Below are 18,480 nucleotides of genomic sequence, written 5' to 3'. Positions count from 1 at the left end.
GAAATTTATATAAAGTTAATTTATAAATATACTTTAATACTTAAATCCTGTTAGTAAAGCCATTTGTAGAGTTATACCATTAAACATTTTTAATGTTAATAAAGTTTTCAGATTTAGTTTATTTACAAATGTAAAATATTGAAATTTTCTTAATTATAGTTATCTTTGACCACTTAAAATTTTAAAATTTATGTCAAACGAGACTTTGTTTTTACTATCCTTTGTAGTATTCATCTTTTTCATATTAGCTTTAGACTTAGGACTATTGCACAAAAAATCAGACACCATCTCACTGAAACAAGCTGGATTAATGAGTTTTTTTGTGGTTTGTTTGTCTTTAGGCTTTTATTTTCTGTTGATTACTTATGGACACATGCTCCACGGAATTGATAGTATTGAGAAATTACAAACGGTGATTAACAAACATCACCATCCTATTACGGTAATTCCGAATGATTTAGAGCACAGTATTGCTATTTATAATCAGAATTTAGGATTAGAATATCTTACAGGTTATGTAGTAGAATATGCATTATCAGTAGATAATATATTTGTAATCGTGTTGGTATTTACAGCTTTCGGAGTGGCACAAAGAAATTACCACAGAGTTCTTTTTTGGGGCATTTTAGGCGCTATCGTTATGCGTTTCATCTTCATCTTCGTAGGCGCAGCTTTAATTGAGAAATTCAGCTGGATAATGTATGTATTTGGAGCATTTTTAGTGTTTACAGGTATCAAAATGTTTGTGGATAAAGATAAAGATGAGGAAATAGATACTCAGAACCACCCTGTTGTAAGATTTGCCAATAAATATTTTAAAGTTCATCCACATTTTGTAGGCAGTAAATTCTTTGTAACAATTGATGGAGTTAAGAAACTTACCCCATTATTCTTAGTTCTTATTATTATAGAATTTACCGATTTGATTTTTGCAGTAGACTCTATTCCTGCAATATTTTCGGTGACTAAAGATCCTTATATTGTCTTCTTTTCAAACATTTTTGCAATTATCGGACTTCGTTCTATGTTCTTCTTATTAGCAGGAATTATCGATAAGTTTAGATTCTTAAAAATTGGTTTAGCAGCATTACTTACATTCATTGGTTTAAAAATGCTAGGACATAGTTATCTAGAAGAATGGGGCTTTACTACTACGCATTCACTGTTAATTATTGTAAGCATTTTAGGAGCTAGTGTATTCTTCTCATTACTGTTTCCAGAGAAGAAAAAAGACAGGAAACTGAAATTTAATCAAGAAGATGAAAAACATCTTCATCATCACGAATAAAAATTTAAACTCTCAGTAATGAGAGTTTTTTTTGTGTTTTTATTAGAAAAATAATTTAGAATTTTAATATTGTAAATTAATTGAAATCCTTTATTCATAATGTTTTTAGTGATGTTTATACAAATGTAAAATTGTGAATTTTTCCTTTGTTTACAATTGTATTTACTTATGTAAATTATAATTATTACATTTGTAACATGAATATAAATGACAGATTTACTAAAATTTTAGAATATTCTGGATTTACCGCATCAGAATTTGCAGACGAAATAGATGTTCAGCGTTCCAGTATTTCACATATCATTTCGGGGAGAAATAAACCTTCCCTAGAATTCATTGTCAAGATCAAAAACAGATTTCCTGAAATCAGTTGGGATTGGATTATTTTAGGTCAAGGAGAAATGCTACAAAATGATTCTGCTCTATCCACTAGCGAATCGAAAATAAATCTAGAGGAAGAAAATTCTTCGCCTGATCTTTTTACATTAATTGATGAAGATTATAAAAATGAAATTTTCATTCAAGAAAATCTTCAAAAAGAAACACCGCGAGAATCTAATACATCTTTCCCTACTCCAAAAAAAGAAAAAATAAGCGATTCTCAGCGATTAGAAGTTCAGGAAGACATTTCAGAAGTTCAAAATATTGTAAATCAATCAATTGCAAATTTACCTACAGAAAATAAAATCAAGAGAATTGTTTTCTTCTACGAAAACGGAAAATTTGAAGCTTTTGAACCCTAGTTAATGTGATGATGTGATGATGTGATAATGTGATTGATGATGTGATGAATAGAAATTAAAAATTCTTAGATTCCATAAAATAAAAAAGCATTCCAAAAATTTTTGGAATGCTTTTATTCTTTTTTCTAGAGAGGTGATTACTTTTTGTAAGCAGCATCTTTGATTCTTGCTCTCTTACCTCTAAGATCTCTGAAGTAGAAAATTCTAGATCTTCTAACTTTTCCTCTTCTATCTACTTCAATTTTTTGTAAAGCAGGCATGTTGATTGGAAAAACTCTTTCTACTCCTACATCACCGCTCATTTTTCTGATGGTGAAAGTTTTAGTAGCACCTGTTCCTCTTAGTTGGATTACAACTCCTTTGAAGAACTGAGTTCTCGTTTTGTTACCTTCTTTAATTTCGTAATACACAGTAATGGTATCACCAGCTTTGAATTCTGGGAATTCTTTTTTAGCAATGTACTTGTCTTGTACGTACTTTAATAAATCCATTTTTTATAAAAATAATTTTTGGAAAGCTAAACAACGTTCACGGCTTTCGTCAGAGGTTGATTAACAGGTTGTAAAATTATTAATTTTCTTTGAAACAAGCAAATATCTTTTGTAATTTTTATTGATAAAAACTGAAATCAATGACAAGTAAATCAATGAGTTATAGGGTAAACATAAAAAACCGCCTCATTTATAAAATGAGACGGTTTAAAATTTATGAAATCTCAGGAAGATTATTTACCTTCTTCCATTCTTTTCTTTAATTCTGCTAAAGCATCGATATCACCAAGTGTAGATTTTTCTTCACCTGAAGAAGATGCAGCTGGCTTAGATTCCTTTGCAGCTTTTTTCTCTTCATCTCTGAAGATACCAGTGTGAGATACTACTACTCTTTTGAATTCTTTATTGAACTCGATTACTTTGAAATCAGCAGTTTCACCTTTTTTGATTTTAGAACCATCTTCTTTTTCTAATAATCTAGAAGGAGCGAAAGCTTCTACTTCAGCATCTTCGAACTGAACTTGAGCACCTTTATCGAAAACATCTGTAGCTTTTCCTGAGTGAACAGTTCCTTCTGCATATTTAGTTTCGAATTTATCCCAAGGATTTTCAGTTAATTGTTTGTGACCTAAAGAAAGTCTTCTAGCTTCAGTATCTAATTCTAGAACGATTACGTCTAGTTTATCACCTACAGCACAGAACTCAGATGGATGCTTGATTTTCTTAGTCCAAGAAAGATCAGAAATGTAGATAAGACCATCAATTCCTTCTTCTAGTTCTACGAATACACCAAAGTTAGTGAAGTTTCTTACAGTTCCAACGTGTTGAGAACCAACTGGATATTTAGTTTGGATATCAGCCCATGGATCTGGAGTTAATTGCTTAATTCCTAAAGAAATTTTTCTTTCTTCTCTATCTAAAGTAAGAACTACAGCTTCTACTTCGTCACCAATTTTCACGAAATCACCAGCAGATCTTAAGTGAGTAGACCAAGACATTTCAGAAACGTGGATAAGACCTTCTACACCTGGAGCAACTTCTACGAATGCACCATAGTCAGCAAGAACTACTACTTTTCCTTTTACTTTGTCACCTACTTTTAAGTCAGCAGAAAGAGCATCCCAAGGATGAGCTTCTAATTGCTTCATACCTAATTGGATTCTAGTTTTCTCATCATCGAAATCAAGGATAACCACTTTTACCACTTGTCCGTCTGAAAGAATTTCTGATGGATGGTTAACTCTAGACCAAGAAAGATCTGTAATGTGGATAAGACCATCTACACCTCCTAAATCGATGAATACACCGTAAGAAGTAATGTTCTTAACTGTTCCTTCAAGAACTTGACCTTTCTCTAATTGAGCGATGATTTCTTTTTTCTGACCTTCGATATCAGCTTCGATTAACGCTTTGTGAGATACTACTACGTTTTTGAATTCTGGGTTGATTTTCACCACTTTGAATTCCATAGTTTTACCTACGAATTGATCGTAATCTTTGATTGGTTTAACATCAATTTGAGAACCTGGTAAAAATGCTTCGATACCGAAAACATCTACAATCATACCACCTTTAGTTCTAGATTTTACGAAACCGTTTACGATTTCTCCAGACTCGTGGTATTCATTTACTCTATCCCAAGCTTTAAGCGTTCTAGCTTTTTTGTGAGATAATTGTAATTGACCAGATTTATCTTCTCTTCTGTCTACCATTACTTCTACTTCATCACCTACTTGTAAACCTTGGTTGTAACGGAATTCGTTAAGAGAAATTACACCTTCTGATTTGAAATTGATATCTACAATCGCTTCTTTATCAGTTAATCTTACTACTTTACCGATGATTACATCAGTTTCAGAAAGATCATTAAGAGAACCTTTGTAGATTTCTTCTAAATCATTTTTTTCTTTTCTTGCATCAGCGTCAAGACCTGATTCAAAAGAATCCCAATCAAATTGTTCTGGTGCTACGTTTGCATTTAATAATGCTTCTTGGTTTGTCAATTCAGACATAATAAAAAAATTTGTATTCCTTCTTTTTTAGCTTTGGCATTATGTGGATTCTAAAAAATACGGAAGATGTTAATTACTAATGTTTTACTTCGCCAAAACTACTTCCACAAAAGTGGTGCAAAATTACAAATTTTTTATAAAATAGCAATGACTTTTTCTGCTAATTTTCAAAGAATTATTCAGCTTAAAATATACTTAATCAAGACCTTAATTTAATGCATTATCAATAAGATTCTGATAAACCCAAACCTTTATCTTAAATTTGCAAAATGGAATTACAACCAATCTATGAAAAACTGCAGATTCAAGAAATGAATCAAATGCAGAAATCTACCTTTCAAGCATCTGAAAACGAACAAGATATCATTTTACTTTCCCCAACAGGTTCGGGAAAAACGCTCGCGTTTTTGTTTCCAGTACTTAGAAATTTACAAAAAGATATTTCGGGAATTCAAGCGATTATTCTGGTTCCCGCAAGAGAATTGGCTCTTCAAATAGAACAAGTTTTCAAAAATATGGGAACCAATTTCAAGGTAACTATTTGCTATGGCGGTCACGATAAAAAAATTGAAATCAATAATCTTACTCAGGCTCCTGCTGTTTTAATTGGAACACCTGGGAGAATTGCGTATCATCTCAAAAATAATAATTTCGAGCCCAAAACCATTAAAACTTTGGTTTTAGATGAATTTGACAAAGCTTTAGAATTAGGCTTTGAAGAAGACATGAATTTCATTATCAATTCTTTAAAAAATATTTCTCAGCGTTTTCTAACTTCAGCAACTGCGATGGATAATATTCCGAAATTTGTAGGATTAGAAAATGAAAAGACCATCAACTTTTTAAAATTAGGCGAAGCAAAACCTAATATTCAACTAAAAAAAGTGATGACGATTCCAGAAGAAAAATTGGAAACACTTTTTAAACTCATTTGCAAAATCGGGAACAAAAGAACACTAATTTTCTGCAATCACAGAGATGCAGTGGATAGAATTTCTGAACTTTTAAGAGAAAAAGGCATCGATAAAGAAACATTTCACGGTGGTATGGAACAAGACGAAAGAGAACGCGCTTTGTTGAAATTCAGAAACGATTCTACCCGAATTTTAATTACTACCGATTTGGCTTCCAGAGGTTTAGATATTCCCGAAGTAGAATCTATTGTGCATTATCAATTACCTCCAAAAGAAGATGCTTTCATCCACAGAAACGGAAGAACTGCAAGAATGCACGCCAAAGGTTTTGCTTACTTAATTATGACTGAGGAAGAAAATTTCCCTTTCATTAAAGTCAATACACCAGAAGAAAACGTTACTGAAAATTACAGAATTCCGGCAAAAACTCCTTTCCAAACGATTTACATCAGCGCAGGAAAAAAAGATAAAGTCAACAAAGTAGACATTGTAGGTTACCTTATCAAAAAAGGAGAATTAGCCAAAGAAGATGTCGGTATTATTGAAGTAAAAGACACCACTTCTTACGTTGCAGTTGCGAGGAATAAAGTAAAGGATGTTCTGAAAAAACTTGCCAATGAAAAGCTGAAAGGCAAGAAAATAAAAATGGAAATCGCTTATTAAAATAAATGCCAAAGATAAATTTCTTTGGCATTTTTATTTCGTTTATTATTTAATTCCTGAAACATTCATTTTTAGCGTGTAAACTGATTTAGAAGCAGTTATAAACAGAGTAGAGAAATTTTCGCCACCGAAAGTTACATTTGCCGTCCAATTTTCTGGCACAGAAATATGATGAATTTGTTCTCCATATTTATTAAAAACCGTTACTCCTTTTCCAGTTAAATAAAGGTTTCCGAGATTATCTAAAGTCATTCCATCTGAACCTAAATTGCAAAATAATTTTTTATTTGTCAATTTCCCATCTCCTTGAATGTCATAAACATAAGTTTTACCAGCATCAATATCAGAAACGTATAATTTTTTCAATTTCTGACTTCCTACAATTCCATTGGGTTGAGTGAAAGTATCTAATTTGGTAATTTTACCATCAGAATTTCTGTAATACAAGTTTTTTTCAGGAATTTCTTGTTTGAAATTTTTCCAATAATCTCTCACATATAACGGGTCTGTAAAATAAATTCCGTTGTTTTCATCTACCCATAAATCATTAGGACCGTTTAATCTTTTGCCTTCAAAACTGGTGGTTAACACTTCTGCTACTCCATCTTCGTTGATTTTCCAAATTTCTCCGTTTTCATCAGAACACGTCAATAAATTTCCTTTTTGGTCAAAAAAAGTTCCGTTTGCTCTTCCTGTTTTATCTAAAAATTCTTCAATTTGATTGGTTTTCCAGTTCCAAACGTAAATTTTGTCATTGGGTTGATCTGTAAAATAAACATTTCCAAACGCATCAGAAGCAGGACCTTCTGTAAAACTAAATTGGCTGGAAATAAGCTCTATTTCTGTATTTTCTTGAACCAAATCATTTGATATTATGGATTTTTTTGAAGAACAATTTACAATCAGTAAGAAAGCGAAGAAAAGTGCAGTGATTTTTTTAAACATGAGATTTAAATTTCTTGGCAAGTTACGATAGCTCTTTAAAACAAAAAAATTTCTATCTTTGAAATTCGATTTTATAGACTATGAAACTCAATTTACCAGACAAATTATACTATTCTATAGGAGAAGTTTCAAAAGCTTTCGGTGTAAATGCTTCCTTAATCAGATATTGGGAGCAAGAATTTCCTATTATAAAACCTAAGAAAAACAAAAAAGGAAACCGTTATTTTACTCCAGAAGACATCAAAAATCTAAAAATCATTTATCATCTCGTAAAAGAAAAGGGTTATACTTTAGACGGCGCCAGAATTGCACTTACTACCAATCAAAAAATCAATGAAACGGTAGAAGTTTTAGACCGTTTAGAATTTGTAAAATCTGAACTTTTAAAACTTAAAAACTCATTATTAGATAGAGACGAAGCCGTTTAAAAATTTCATTTAGTTTTTCTGAAAATTCTTATATTTGGGTAAAACAAACACCATGAAACCCAAATTACCTTTTGAAATAAGGAAAAAGCAATTCTATGCTCTTTCTTTACTCGGAATTTTCATTGTCATATTTCAATTAAGTTATCTTGTTTACAAAGGAAAACAAGAAACAAAATTCCCTGAAATTCATTTTATAAATAGCAACGAACCTCAACTTTTTCTTACAGATTTTGACCCAAATCAGCTCAATGAAAAGCAATGGGAAAACTTAGGTTTTACTGCCAAACAAGTGAAAACCATTTTAAAATATAAGGAAATTGTAGGCGGTAATTTCACTTCTAAAGAACAACTGAAAAAATGCTATTCTATCTCCGAAGAAAAGTTTGCAGAACTAGAACCCTACATTCTTTTACCCGAAAATAATTCTAAAAATTCACAGAAAAATTTTACAAAATTTGAGCATAAAGAGCTCCTAATTAAAGGTAAATTCAATCCAGACGAATATTCTCAAAAAGATTGGGCAAAATTAGGCTTTTCGGAGAAACAAGCTGCTGCAATCATTAAATACAAGCAATATTTAGGCGGAAGTTTTGTGAGTAAAGAAAAATTTAAAGAATGCTTCATCATCAGTCCAGAAAATTACCAAAAACTCTCTCCTTTCTTGCTTCTTCCAGAAAAAACACCCGAAAATTTTGAAAGAAAATACCAAAATACTGCTTCCGAAAAACCTAAAATTCAATACTTTGAATTTGACCCGAACAGTTTAGATACAAATGGTTGGCAAAAATTAGGTTTTAGCGAAAAACAGGCTTTAGTTATTGTAAATTATAGAGAACGAAATTTGAAAGGTAGCTTCAAATCATTAGAAGATATTAAAAAATGCTTTGTGATTTCAGAAGAGAAATTCAATGAATTAAAGCCTTACATTAAATTGAATTTCATTCAAAAAACTTCAGAAAATACAGCACAAAACCTTCCTGAAAAAGCAAAAAATGTTACTGACTTTAGTAAAACAGATTTGAATAAAATAACATTTCAGCAACTTATAGAATTTGGTTTTGACGAAAAATCTGCAGCAAGTTTTATTGGTTTTAGAAATAAACTGGGTGGTTTTGTGAAAAGCAGTCAGATTTTAGAAACGTATAATATTGACAAAAATTTAGCGGAGAAACTTATCAATGCCTCTCCGGTAAATAATATGAATGTTCAAAAATTTAGTTTATTAGATGCTCCCGAAGATTGGTTGAAAAACCATCCTTATTTCAGATATTATGCCAATAAAATCATCTATTACAGAATTAGTTTCCCGAAAGAATCTACCATTTTTGAAAAGATGAAAGCAAAACCCGAAGATGAAGCTAAAATGCGATTGTACTTGAAATAGGCAATCACAAAATTACTTTTTCAAAAATTTATAAGAATTTTCATTAATTTTTAAAATATAAATACCTGTTTTATAATTTGAAACATCAATGCTATTAAAATTATTGAAAGGATTATTAATTTCTTGAATTAATTTTCCCGAAACATCATAGATAGTAGCTTTTGAAACTTTAGAAAGATTTTTACCAGTTACATAAAGCTTTTCAGTAACTGGATTTGGATAAATTTCAAATGCTAATTCTACTTTTTCAGGTTCATTTGTGGCCAAGAAACGTCCTAATCCTATTGTATAATTCATTCCGTATTCTGTCCACTCAGAGGTATTAAAAGCATCATTAGGATTGCTTATATTAGATTTTCTGTAAAGTGATTTATTAGCATTCGTATTAGAAACTCCTCTTGAACCTACAGCATCTACCGTTTCAAATAACATTTCATAATTATTTGTAGAAATAGTTTTTATGGTTTTAGTGCCGTAAGAAAGTTCTACATATTGACTTCCTGTAAAGGTTAATGGTGCAGAATTGGTCACAAATTTATATTGATTAACATCTACTCCATCAAAATTAGATTTAGGATTAATAATCACAATACTTTCACCGTGAGCTATTTTACCTTCTAATTGATAAGGATCTGATAAGTAATAAGAGGTAGAACTTTTAAATTCTATATTCAAGTAATAGTTACCTAAATTCACATCGTGACCAGTAAGATTAGTAATTTCAATAGCGGTATTATAGATGTCGGAAGTACTACTTGTAGTGCCTTCTATATATTTTGTAATCATTAAATCTTTAGCAAAATTATCTGATGACAAAGTAGTTGCAGAAACTTGGTTACTATCTGGAGAAAGTAAATATCCTTTATCATAAGCTTTTACAGTCACATTATATGCTGTAGAAGGAGATAATCTATCAATGGTAACCGAATTGGTTTTAGAATATTTTACATAAGTCCCATTTACATAAACTTTATATCCTAATACATCTGTATCTGAACTAGGCGTCCACGAAAGGGTAACAAAATTCTTGCCTACTTGCGAAATCGACAAATTAGAAGGAGCTTGAGGAGCAACTGCATCTGGTGTTTCACTCCAAATCATATTTACCCATTCTGGATGGTCTATAAAAGGATTTCTTATTTTTTGAATAGCAAAAACTGCATTATTTCTATCTCTTTCTTTCTGTGAAACAGGGTCTAGTGCATTCCAATCCTTAAGCATGGCGATATACCAATCTTCAAAAGCTTTTTCTTCGCTTCCATCAAGAGGCATAGTAGATAGTTGATGATTATAAAGGTTCAGATTTCCTTCGTATCTTACTGCAAAATACAATAAATATCTCGCCACATCTCCTTTGAATTCATCTATGGGTTCATATACTAAATTACTGTAGCCAGGTGTAGTACTTTTTCCTCTTTTTGAACCATTGCTGAAAACATTAGATTCGCCATTATTTCTTGCATACGGATAGTTACTTCTTAACTGATTAATTCTAGCATCAGCAGGAATTAAATAATGCATATCAGAATACATAGGATAAATTCCATAATAAGTACTTTGAGGCATTCCGTGTTCCTTATTCCAACCTTCACCTTCAGCTGTTGCAGAACTTATATTCTGTGTTAAATTATAATTATAACTGTCTGCTTCCGTTGGTTTTTCAGAGTAAATATCTAAAACGGTATTGTCATTTTCATAATATTTATCTAAATCTGTATAAGCATACAGTGGTCCTATTTGACTATAACTGTAAGAAAATATTTTTTGTGAAATAATTTCATGCACTTTACTTTTTAGTGCATAGCCAGTTAATCCTTCAGTTCCGTTATAATAACCAACAGGAATCTGTGCACAATAACTTATTGGCACGATAAATAAAAATAGTAAAAACTTCTTCATTTCGATTTTATAGGGTCTACAAAGATACTACATTATTTAACATAAAAAATAAGTAATAGGAGTTGAAAACTGAAAATCAAAAGGTTAAAAATTAGCATGATAAATATCTCTTTTTTTAAATTTGATTCAAAAAAATATTTTTACGCCTAAAGTTTTTCAATTATATTTGAGCAAACAAAAATTTATGAATACAGAAATATTAAATAATCTAAAAATGATAGCCGAAACTGCAAGAGATTTTGCAGAAGTAAACATTAGACCTCACATTATGGAATGGGACGAAAGCCAAACTTTCCCAGTAGATTTATTCCATAAGTTAGGCGAAATGGGATTCATGGGAATCATCATTCCAGAAGAATACGGAGGTTCTGGATTGGGCTATCATGAATACGTAGCTATTTTAGATGAAATTTCACAAGTAGACCCTTCTATTGGTCTTTCTGTAGCTGCACATAATTCACTTTGCACCAATCATATCTATGAATTTGGAAATGAAGAACAAAGAAAAAAATGGTTACCAAAATTAGCGAGTGGTCAGGTAATTGGAGCTTGGGGTTTAACCGAACATAATACCGGTTCAGATGCAGGAGGAATGTCTACCACTGCTGTTAAAGATGGTGACGAATGGGTGATTAATGGTGCTAAAAACTTCATTACCCATGCTATTTCTGGAGACATTGCTGTAGTAATGACCAGAACTGGCGAAAAAGGAACACCTAACAATTCTACTGCTTTCGTTCTAGAAAAAGGAATGCCCGGATTTACTTCTGGCAAAAAAGAAAATAAACTCGGAATGCGAGCTTCTGAAACTGCAGAATTGATTTTTGACAATGTGAGAATTCCAGATTCTCATAGATTAGGAGAAGTAGGTGATGGATTTAAACAAGCTATGAAAATTCTTGATGGAGGTAGAATTTCTATTGCTGCTCTGAGTTTAGGAATTGCAAGAGGAGCTTATAAAGCCGCTCTGAAATATGCTCAAGAAAGACATCAATTTGGGAAATCTATTTCTAATTTCCAAGCGGTAAATTTTATGTTAGCTGATATGGCAACAGAAATAGATGCTGCAGAATTATTGATTCAAAGAGCATCAGAACTTAAAAATAATAAGCAAAAAATGACTAAAGAAGGCGCAATGGCAAAACTTTATGCTTCTGAAGCTTGTGTAAGAATTGCCAATAATGCTCTTCAGATTTTTGGTGGTTACGGCTATACTAAAGACTTCCCTGCGGAAAAATACTACAGAGATTCTAAACTTTGCACCATAGGAGAAGGAACCTCTGAAATCCAAAGATTAGTAATTGGGAGAGAAATTACAAGATAAAAACATAAATACAATGCATCAAGCCATACTTTTTTAGTATGGCTTTTTTATGAATTAGATTTAACTAATATATTAACTTTTAAAAAAAATATTAATTTAATTACTTGTAATTAATTGATATTTACTAGCTTTGTTGTCCTTTTTAAAAAATTAACTATGAAGAAGACACTACTATCTCTTTTTGCTCTTCTTTGTTTTACTTTAATTTTTGGACAAAATGACAATTTGTGGACACCCGCAAAAGGTCTAAAAAACAAAGAAATTAGAGCAAACAAAAGAACAATTAGCAAACCTACACTGTTTAATCTAGACGTAGATAAACTGAAACAAATTATTTCGGAATCCCCTAGAAAAACAACCAAACTTTCAAAATCTGCGGTTACTGTTTCGTTTCCCGTTTCTGAAAGTGAATTTCAAAATTTCAGCATTTATAAGACTTCTAACTTCTCACCAGAACTAGAAGCTGCACATCCAGAAATAGCAACCTATTATGGTGAAAGCATTGATGGAAAATCTGCAAAAATTTATTTCAGCCTTTCTCCTCTTGGACTTTCGTCTATGCAGTTAAGACTTGGCAAAGAAGCAGTTTTTGTAGAACCTTATGACAATAACAATTCTACTTATGTAGTATATAAAAAATCAGACAAAGGAAGTTCAAAAAACAAATTTGAATGCGCTACTTCAGCAAAAAGTTCTACCGACGGTCTAAAAATGGGAAAAATCTTAAGTGCAGATGATGGTTTATTAAGAACTTATCGCTTAGCTTTATCTTGTACTGGAGAGTACACTCAATATTTTGGAGGAACTAAAGCACTTGCTTTAGCAGCTATGAATAATACCATGACCAGAGTTAATGGTGTTTTTGAAAATGATTTTGCTATGAGATTAATTCTTATTCCAGAACAAGAAAACATTATATTTACTTCTGCTTCATCAGATCCTTACTCTAGTTCCAGTACTGGAGTAGATGGTGCATGGAATACAGAATTAATGAATGTATTACATGGATCAACATACGGAATTGGTGACAGTAAATTTGATATAGGACACTTATTTGGTGCTAGTGGTGGTGGTGGCAATGCAGGATGTATTGGATGCGTTTGTAATAATAACACCTCTTATGATTCAGTTGAACAATGGTATTGGTATAAAGGTCAAGGATTCACTTCTCCCGCAGACAATATCCCTTCTGGTGATAGCTTCGATATAGATTATGTAGCACACGAAATGGGACACCAGTTTGGTGGAAATCATACTTTCACTCATGGTTCAGAAGGAACAATTGCGCAAGTAGAACCAGGAAGTGGCTCTACCATCATGGGATATGCTGGGATCACTACTAAAGATATACAAGCACACTCTGATCCATATTTCCATGCAATTTCTATTCAACAGATTACAGACTATGTGAAAAGTTCTAGTGGAAATTGTTCAATAAACATTCCAACAGGAAATACCGCACCTACAGCCAATGCTGGTGCAGATGTGACAGTTCCTAAAAGTACTCCTTTTATACTTATAGGAACAGGAACAGATATAAATAACGACAACCTTACTTTTAGTTGGGAGCAAATGGATGTACAAAATGCATCTACTACAAACCCTTCTGCAACTAAAACATCAGGTCCTGCATTTAGATCTTACCCTGCTACTAACACACCTGTGAGATACTTCCCAAAAATGAGTTCGGTTCTTAATGGTTCTACAAGTACAGCAGGATCAGAAATTACAGTGGAAGTACTACCATCTGTAAGTAGAAGCATGAAATTCCGATTCACAGTAAGAGATAACAAAGCTAATGGAGCAGGTAATTCATATGATGATATGATTGTAACCGTAAATTCTAATTATGGACCATTTACTGTAACTTCACAGAATTCTGCAGGAGTTTCATTCCCTCAAGGTTCTTCTCAAACCATAACTTGGAATGTGGCAAATACAAATACACTCTCTTCAAATGTAGATATTTTACTTTCTACAGATGGTGGAAATACTTGGGATAATATTCTTACAGGAACCCCAAATGATGGCTCTCAAAGCGTTACCATTCCTAATATCACTAGCAACACATGTAGGTTTATGGTAAAAGCTTCTAGCGGTGTTTTCTTTAATGTAAATACAGCTAATTTTTCTATTACTCCTCCTGACACCCAAGCTCCAACCGCTCCTAACTTAACCGCTGGTAATACCACTTCTAGCACAACAACTTTAAGCTGGGCTGGCGCCACTGACAATATTGGAGTAACAAGCTATGACATTTATAAAGATGGAAATTTCCTTACTAACACCAATTCTTCCCCATATACGGTAAATGGATTAACCGCCTCTACAAGCTATACTTTTACAGTAAAAGCTAAAGATGCTTCTAATAATATCTCTGAAAACAGTAATGCAGTAAATATTACAACATTAGCTCCAGACACAGAGGCTCCTACAACTCCTACACTTTCAGCTTCGGCAACTACAAATGTTTCTACAATTTTAACATTTACAGGAGCAACAGACAATATAGGGGTAACTGGATATGAAATTTATAAAGATGGAGTACTTATTACGTCAGTAACAACTTCTCCTTATACAGTAACAGGACTTACAGCGTCTACCACTTATATCTTTACCGTAAAGGCCAAAGATTTAGCAGGAAATGTTTCTCCATTAAGTAATGCAGTTTCCGTAACTACTTTAGCTGCTCCTGCCGCTACAGAACTTTACATTTCAGAATATTACGAAGGCACTAGCAATAATAAAGTATTAGAAATTACAAATCCTACGCTTTCTGCAATTTCATTAAGTGCGTACTCTATCAAGAAACAAGCTGATGGCTCTGGAGCATGGAATAACGAACTTAAACTAACCGGAACCATTAACCCTAAATCTACTCTTGTACTTAAAAACACTTCTACATCATTATCTACTTGTAATTTTACTGCTCAAAGTGTAGGAGGCGCTCCTATAGATTTTAACGGTAATGACCCAGTAGGCTTATTTAAAAATGGTACATTGATTGATGTTGTTGGAACATTTAATAGTTCTTCTAATTTTGCAAAAGATACGGATTTGAGGAGAAATGTTATTATGCCAAATACAGTTTATACTCCAACTGAATGGGACGCACTTGCAATCACTACAACAGTTCCCAATTGCGATAACATTGGAACTCCAAACCCTGCTAGTGCTCTAAGTGTAAGAGATACTACTAACCTTCCTACAGATTTACTTATTTTGCCAAATCCTGTAAAAGGAGATCTAATGATGGTGAAAAATGTAAAAAACAATTCTAACTACGAAATCCTAGATTTCTCTGGAAAATTAGTTCAAAAAGGAAAACTTACAAATGATACCATTCAAGTAAATGGTCTTCCAAAAGGTAATTATATCCTAAAAATAGACCACGTTTCTAAGATTTTCATCAAGGAATAAAATCATTAATTAAATTTAATCATAAAGGCAACTAAATTTTAGTTGCCTTTATTTATTTGTCGATTTTAAATTATATTTTTGTCAAAAATTAAGAGAAAACTATGGGATTCAATATGCCTCATTTTGAACTTCCTTTTTTCACCAATTTGCTCATTTTATTAGTGGTAGCAAAAGTTTTTGGTGAAATTTTTGAAAGGTTCAAACAACCTGCTATGATTGGCGAAATTATAGCCGGAATTATTGTAGGTCCTTCACTTTTAAACATTGTTCACAGAACAGAAGACATCAAAGTCATTTCAGAATTGGGAATTTTCCTTTTAGTGATTATTGCCGGATTGGAAATCAACTTAGATGACATTTTAAAATCTTTAAAAGGCAGAAATATCATCATTTCATTGATGGCGTTTTTTGTACCTATTTTAAGTGGAATTGCCGTAGGTTATTATTTTGACAAAGACATCATGACCACCGTATTTATAGGATTATGCGTAGCCATCACTGCATTACCTGTAAGTATTAGAATTTTAATGGATTTAGGCAAAATCAACTCTTATATTGGTCAAAAAATCATATCGGTTGCCATTTTTGATGATGTTATTGCACTTACCATTTTAGGACTTATCCTTAATATCAATGACAGCGAAATGACCCTTTCAAATGTGGTAAAAAACGCTTCAATTTCTCTATTAAAACTAACCATTTTTGTAGTGATTTTATTCGCTGCTTATTATTTAATTAAGAAATTGTCTAATCGAGAGAATTACTTCGAAAGACAATTGAATAAATTACTACTTTTATTAAAAGGAAAAGAATCACTTTATGCTATATTTTTCGTTTTTGTACTTACATTTTCTACTATTACAGAATCTTTAGGACTTCATTTCATCATCGGAGCATTTTTTGCAGCGATGCTCATCAGCGAAAATTTAGTAGGCAAAAAACATTTAGATTCCTTTCATAAAACAACAAATGGTTTAGCAATGGGATTTTTGGCGCCAATTTTCTTTGCAGGAATTGGCTTAGAATTTAATGTGACTTCTATCCAAAATATTGGACTTTTACTCACCGTAATTGCCGTTTCATATTTTTCTAAAATTTTTGGAGGCTATTTTGGAGGAAGAATGGCTGGTTTAGACAGCAAAAATTCACTTACACTTGGGATTGGTCTCAATGCAAGGGGAATCATGGAATTAGTGATTGCAAATATTGCTTACAAAGCAGGACTCATTAACGCTGAAGTATTCTCCATTCTAGTAATTATGGGAGTTCTCACCACTCTTTCTACTCCAATTATGCTTAAAAGAAGTTTTAAATTAATAGATAAAAAATCATAAAAATTAAATGGAAAAAATAGACAGTTTAAACCAAGTTGCAGAATTTCACAGAACTTTCAACGCACCTATTTTAGAAAATCCACAGATTCCTTCTGCAGAAAGATGCAACCTTAGAATTGCTTTACTTCAGGAAGAATTAAACGAACTGAAACAAGCCATTGAAGACCAAGACATCGTAGAAATTGCAGATGCACTTTGTGATTTACAATATGTACTTTCTGGCGCAGTTCTTGAATTTGGTTTAGGCGAAAAATTTGTAGATTTGTTTAATGAAGTACAGCGTTCTAACATGTCAAAAGCTTGTGAAACAGAAGAACAAGCCCAAGAAACTGTAGAATTTTACACTTCAAGAGGAGAAAATGCTTATTACGAAATGTCTGGAGACAAATATAATGTACACAGAGTTTCAGACAATAAAGTTTTAAAAAATAAGTACTATTCTAGTGCAAATCTCAAAAGTATATTAGAAAAATAAACACATAATTTTGAAAAAAATGAAAAAAATAATCACATTAATCATTTTAGGTATGGCACTTAATTCTTGCGCTCAAAAAGTAATCATCAATAGAGAAATTGACACTCCAGAATACGGAAAAATGCTTCTAGGAAGCCAATCTTTAGACCAATTTCAAAAAGAGCCTTACAAAGCTTGGTATGATGAAAATTACACCATCTATCCTATCGATAAAACCGCTCTAGAAGGCTTAAAGAAAGAAAAAATCAATTCATATAATATCATCGTATTTCTAGGAACTTGGTGCGGAGACAGCAAAAGAAATTTCCCTAGACTGATGAAAATTCTAGAAGAAACCAAATTCCCTGAAAGCAAACTCCAAATCATTGGGGTAAACAGACAGAAACAAGCTCCAGATGGTGAAGAAGTAAAATATAACATTACGCACGTTCCTACCATTATCGTAGAAAAATATGGCAAGGAAATTGGTAGAATAATTGAAGAACCAGAAACTGGTTTTATTGAAAAAGATTTATTGAACATTATCAAAAAATAATGAATTACATTAAACAAATCATTGGTTTTACCATAGGTGTAATCCTTACTTTATTGCTCGTTTATTTTTTCAGAAATTTTGGCAAAAATGATGACCAAGTTTCTACGGATTACTATGTGCTCACCAACCAAATTTCTAAAATGAATAAAATGGTGGTGATAGAACAAGATTTTTCGAACTTGCAAAAAACCAAAATCACCAATCAACTTTTTGGAATCAAAGGTTTACCTTCTAGTGAAAAAGAAATCGTGATTTTCACCAAAGCAAAAGCACAGGTCACTTATGATTTGAAAAAAATGAAAATCGAGGTAGATTCTGTTGATAAAAAAATGATTATCAAAGAAATCCCAAATGCTGACATCAAGATTTTTACGGATGCAGAAATCACTTCGCTTGACGATTCATTTTTCGATCGTTTTTCTGAAGAAGACTTCAAAAGAATCACCAATAATGCTAGAAAAAATGCCGAAAAAACTGTTGATCAAAACAAGTTGAGAACAGAAGGCAGAAAACAATTAATGACGAATTTGAATGAAATTTTCGTTTTAGCTAAAGCATTAAATTATGAAATCGTAGACGAAACGCAAAGTTTTGATTTGTCTAAATTCTAAAAACTTTTCACAAT

The 18,480-nt window shown here is 32.1% G+C and carries 15 protein-coding genes; 11 read left to right on the top strand and 4 right to left on the bottom strand.

The window, feature by feature from the left end; translation table 11 throughout:
• The first annotated feature begins 190 nt into the window (after positions 1 to 190).
• Entirely contained in the window at positions 191 to 1,288 is a 1,098-nt protein-coding gene (locus tag C3729_RS02610) for a TerC/Alx family metal homeostasis membrane protein (RefSeq protein WP_104792702.1), read from the top strand.
• Positions 1,289 to 1,485: 197 nt separating this feature from the next.
• Complete coding sequence (locus C3729_RS02605) at positions 1,486 to 2,031, top strand: helix-turn-helix domain-containing protein (protein ID WP_104792701.1); 546 nt, start codon at positions 1,486 to 1,488, stop codon at positions 2,029 to 2,031.
• A gap of 137 nt (positions 2,032 to 2,168) precedes the next feature.
• On the opposite strand, the gene rplS is transcribed toward C3729_RS02605, so the two are convergent.
• Positions 2,169 to 2,522: a 50S ribosomal protein L19 gene (gene rplS, locus C3729_RS02600; protein ID WP_069799210.1), complete on the bottom strand. Its 354-nt coding sequence runs from the start codon at positions 2,520 to 2,522 to the stop codon at positions 2,169 to 2,171.
• A 233-nt stretch (positions 2,523 to 2,755) separates the two neighbouring features.
• A complete protein-coding gene (rpsA, locus tag C3729_RS02595; protein ID WP_104792700.1) occupies positions 2,756 to 4,534 on the bottom strand; it encodes a 30S ribosomal protein S1 in 1,779 nt (592 codons plus the stop codon).
• A 269-nt stretch (positions 4,535 to 4,803) separates the two neighbouring features.
• Here rpsA and C3729_RS02590 point away from each other — a divergent pair, with 269 nt between their 5' ends.
• A complete protein-coding gene (locus tag C3729_RS02590; protein ID WP_104792699.1) occupies positions 4,804 to 6,111 on the top strand; it encodes a DEAD/DEAH box helicase in 1,308 nt (435 codons plus the stop codon).
• Between the two features lie 45 nt (positions 6,112 to 6,156).
• Here C3729_RS02590 and C3729_RS02585 read toward each other — a convergent pair whose 3' ends face one another.
• Positions 6,157 to 7,056 carry an SMP-30/gluconolactonase/LRE family protein gene (locus tag C3729_RS02585; protein ID WP_104792799.1) on the bottom strand — a complete coding sequence of 300 codons (900 nt, stop codon included), beginning with the start codon at positions 7,054 to 7,056 and terminating at the stop codon, positions 6,157 to 6,159.
• 80 nt (positions 7,057 to 7,136) lie between these two features.
• Here C3729_RS02585 and C3729_RS02580 point away from each other — a divergent pair, with 80 nt between their 5' ends.
• Both C3729_RS02580 and C3729_RS02575 read left to right on the top strand, forming a co-directional pair.
• Positions 7,137 to 7,484, top strand: a complete 348-nt coding sequence (locus C3729_RS02580; protein WP_069799204.1) for a MerR family transcriptional regulator — start codon at positions 7,137 to 7,139, stop codon at positions 7,482 to 7,484.
• A gap of 52 nt (positions 7,485 to 7,536) precedes the next feature.
• A complete protein-coding gene (locus C3729_RS02575; protein ID WP_104792698.1) occupies positions 7,537 to 8,868 on the top strand; it encodes a helix-hairpin-helix domain-containing protein in 1,332 nt (443 codons plus the stop codon).
• Positions 8,869 to 8,880: 12 nt separating this feature from the next.
• On the opposite strand, the gene C3729_RS02570 is transcribed toward C3729_RS02575, so the two are convergent.
• Positions 8,881 to 10,767, bottom strand: coding sequence for an endonuclease (locus tag C3729_RS02570; RefSeq protein ID WP_104792697.1), 1,887 nt, complete (start codon positions 10,765 to 10,767; stop codon positions 8,881 to 8,883).
• Positions 10,768 to 10,951: 184 nt separating this feature from the next.
• Here C3729_RS02570 and C3729_RS02565 point away from each other — a divergent pair, with 184 nt between their 5' ends.
• The 6 genes from C3729_RS02565 to C3729_RS02540 all read left to right on the top strand — a co-directional run bounded on the left by C3729_RS02565 (position 10,952) and on the right by C3729_RS02540 (position 18,466).
• On the top strand, positions 10,952 to 12,091 hold the full coding sequence (locus C3729_RS02565; RefSeq protein ID WP_104792798.1) for an acyl-CoA dehydrogenase family protein: 1,140 nt from the start codon (positions 10,952 to 10,954) through the stop codon (positions 12,089 to 12,091).
• 156 nt (positions 12,092 to 12,247) lie between these two features.
• Complete coding sequence (locus C3729_RS02560; RefSeq protein WP_104792696.1) at positions 12,248 to 15,511, top strand: zinc-dependent metalloprotease; 3,264 nt, start codon at positions 12,248 to 12,250, stop codon at positions 15,509 to 15,511.
• A 101-nt stretch (positions 15,512 to 15,612) separates the two neighbouring features.
• Positions 15,613 to 16,845, top strand: a complete 1,233-nt coding sequence (locus C3729_RS02555; protein WP_221404898.1) for a cation:proton antiporter — start codon at positions 15,613 to 15,615, stop codon at positions 16,843 to 16,845.
• 7 nt (positions 16,846 to 16,852) lie between these two features.
• Entirely contained in the window at positions 16,853 to 17,320 is a 468-nt protein-coding gene (locus tag C3729_RS02550; RefSeq protein ID WP_104792695.1) for a nucleoside triphosphate pyrophosphohydrolase family protein, read from the top strand.
• Positions 17,321 to 17,339: 19 nt separating this feature from the next.
• Positions 17,340 to 17,855, top strand: a complete 516-nt coding sequence (locus C3729_RS02545) for a TlpA family protein disulfide reductase (RefSeq protein WP_104792694.1) — start codon at positions 17,340 to 17,342, stop codon at positions 17,853 to 17,855.
• Complete coding sequence (locus tag C3729_RS02540) at positions 17,855 to 18,466, top strand: DUF4230 domain-containing protein (RefSeq protein ID WP_104792693.1); 612 nt, start codon at positions 17,855 to 17,857, stop codon at positions 18,464 to 18,466. Before C3729_RS02545 ends, C3729_RS02540 begins: the two co-directional genes overlap by 1 nt.
• Positions 18,467 to 18,480 lie beyond the last annotated feature (14 nt).

The sequence above is a fragment of the Cloacibacterium normanense genome, assembly GCF_002943105.1.
GTDB lineage: Bacteria > Bacteroidota > Bacteroidia > Flavobacteriales > Weeksellaceae > Cloacibacterium.
The sequence above is the reverse complement of the archived record's forward strand: the minus strand, read 5'-3'. Positions and strand labels throughout refer to the sequence as shown.

Coding starts and splice junctions, on each gene's coding strand:
- C3729_RS02610 (WP_104792702.1), top strand. CDS start 191: ATGTCAAACGAGACTTTGTTTTTACTATCCTTTGTAGTATTCATCTTT.
- C3729_RS02605 (WP_104792701.1), top strand. CDS start 1,486: ATGAATATAAATGACAGATTTACTAAAATTTTAGAATATTCTGGATTT.
- rplS (WP_069799210.1), bottom strand. CDS start 2,522: ATGGATTTATTAAAGTACGTACAAGACAAGTACATTGCTAAAAAAGAA.
- rpsA (WP_104792700.1), bottom strand. CDS start 4,534: ATGTCTGAATTGACAAACCAAGAAGCATTATTAAATGCAAACGTAGCA.
- C3729_RS02590 (WP_104792699.1), top strand. CDS start 4,804: ATGGAATTACAACCAATCTATGAAAAACTGCAGATTCAAGAAATGAAT.
- C3729_RS02585 (WP_104792799.1), bottom strand. CDS start 7,056: ATGTTTAAAAAAATCACTGCACTTTTCTTCGCTTTCTTACTGATTGTA.
- C3729_RS02580 (WP_069799204.1), top strand. CDS start 7,137: ATGAAACTCAATTTACCAGACAAATTATACTATTCTATAGGAGAAGTT.
- C3729_RS02575 (WP_104792698.1), top strand. CDS start 7,537: ATGAAACCCAAATTACCTTTTGAAATAAGGAAAAAGCAATTCTATGCT.
- C3729_RS02570 (WP_104792697.1), bottom strand. CDS start 10,767: ATGAAGAAGTTTTTACTATTTTTATTTATCGTGCCAATAAGTTATTGT.
- C3729_RS02565 (WP_104792798.1), top strand. CDS start 10,952: ATGAATACAGAAATATTAAATAATCTAAAAATGATAGCCGAAACTGCA.
- C3729_RS02560 (WP_104792696.1), top strand. CDS start 12,248: ATGAAGAAGACACTACTATCTCTTTTTGCTCTTCTTTGTTTTACTTTA.
- C3729_RS02555 (WP_221404898.1), top strand. CDS start 15,613: ATGGGATTCAATATGCCTCATTTTGAACTTCCTTTTTTCACCAATTTG.
- C3729_RS02550 (WP_104792695.1), top strand. CDS start 16,853: ATGGAAAAAATAGACAGTTTAAACCAAGTTGCAGAATTTCACAGAACT.
- C3729_RS02545 (WP_104792694.1), top strand. CDS start 17,340: ATGAAAAAAATAATCACATTAATCATTTTAGGTATGGCACTTAATTCT.
- C3729_RS02540 (WP_104792693.1), top strand. CDS start 17,855: ATGAATTACATTAAACAAATCATTGGTTTTACCATAGGTGTAATCCTT.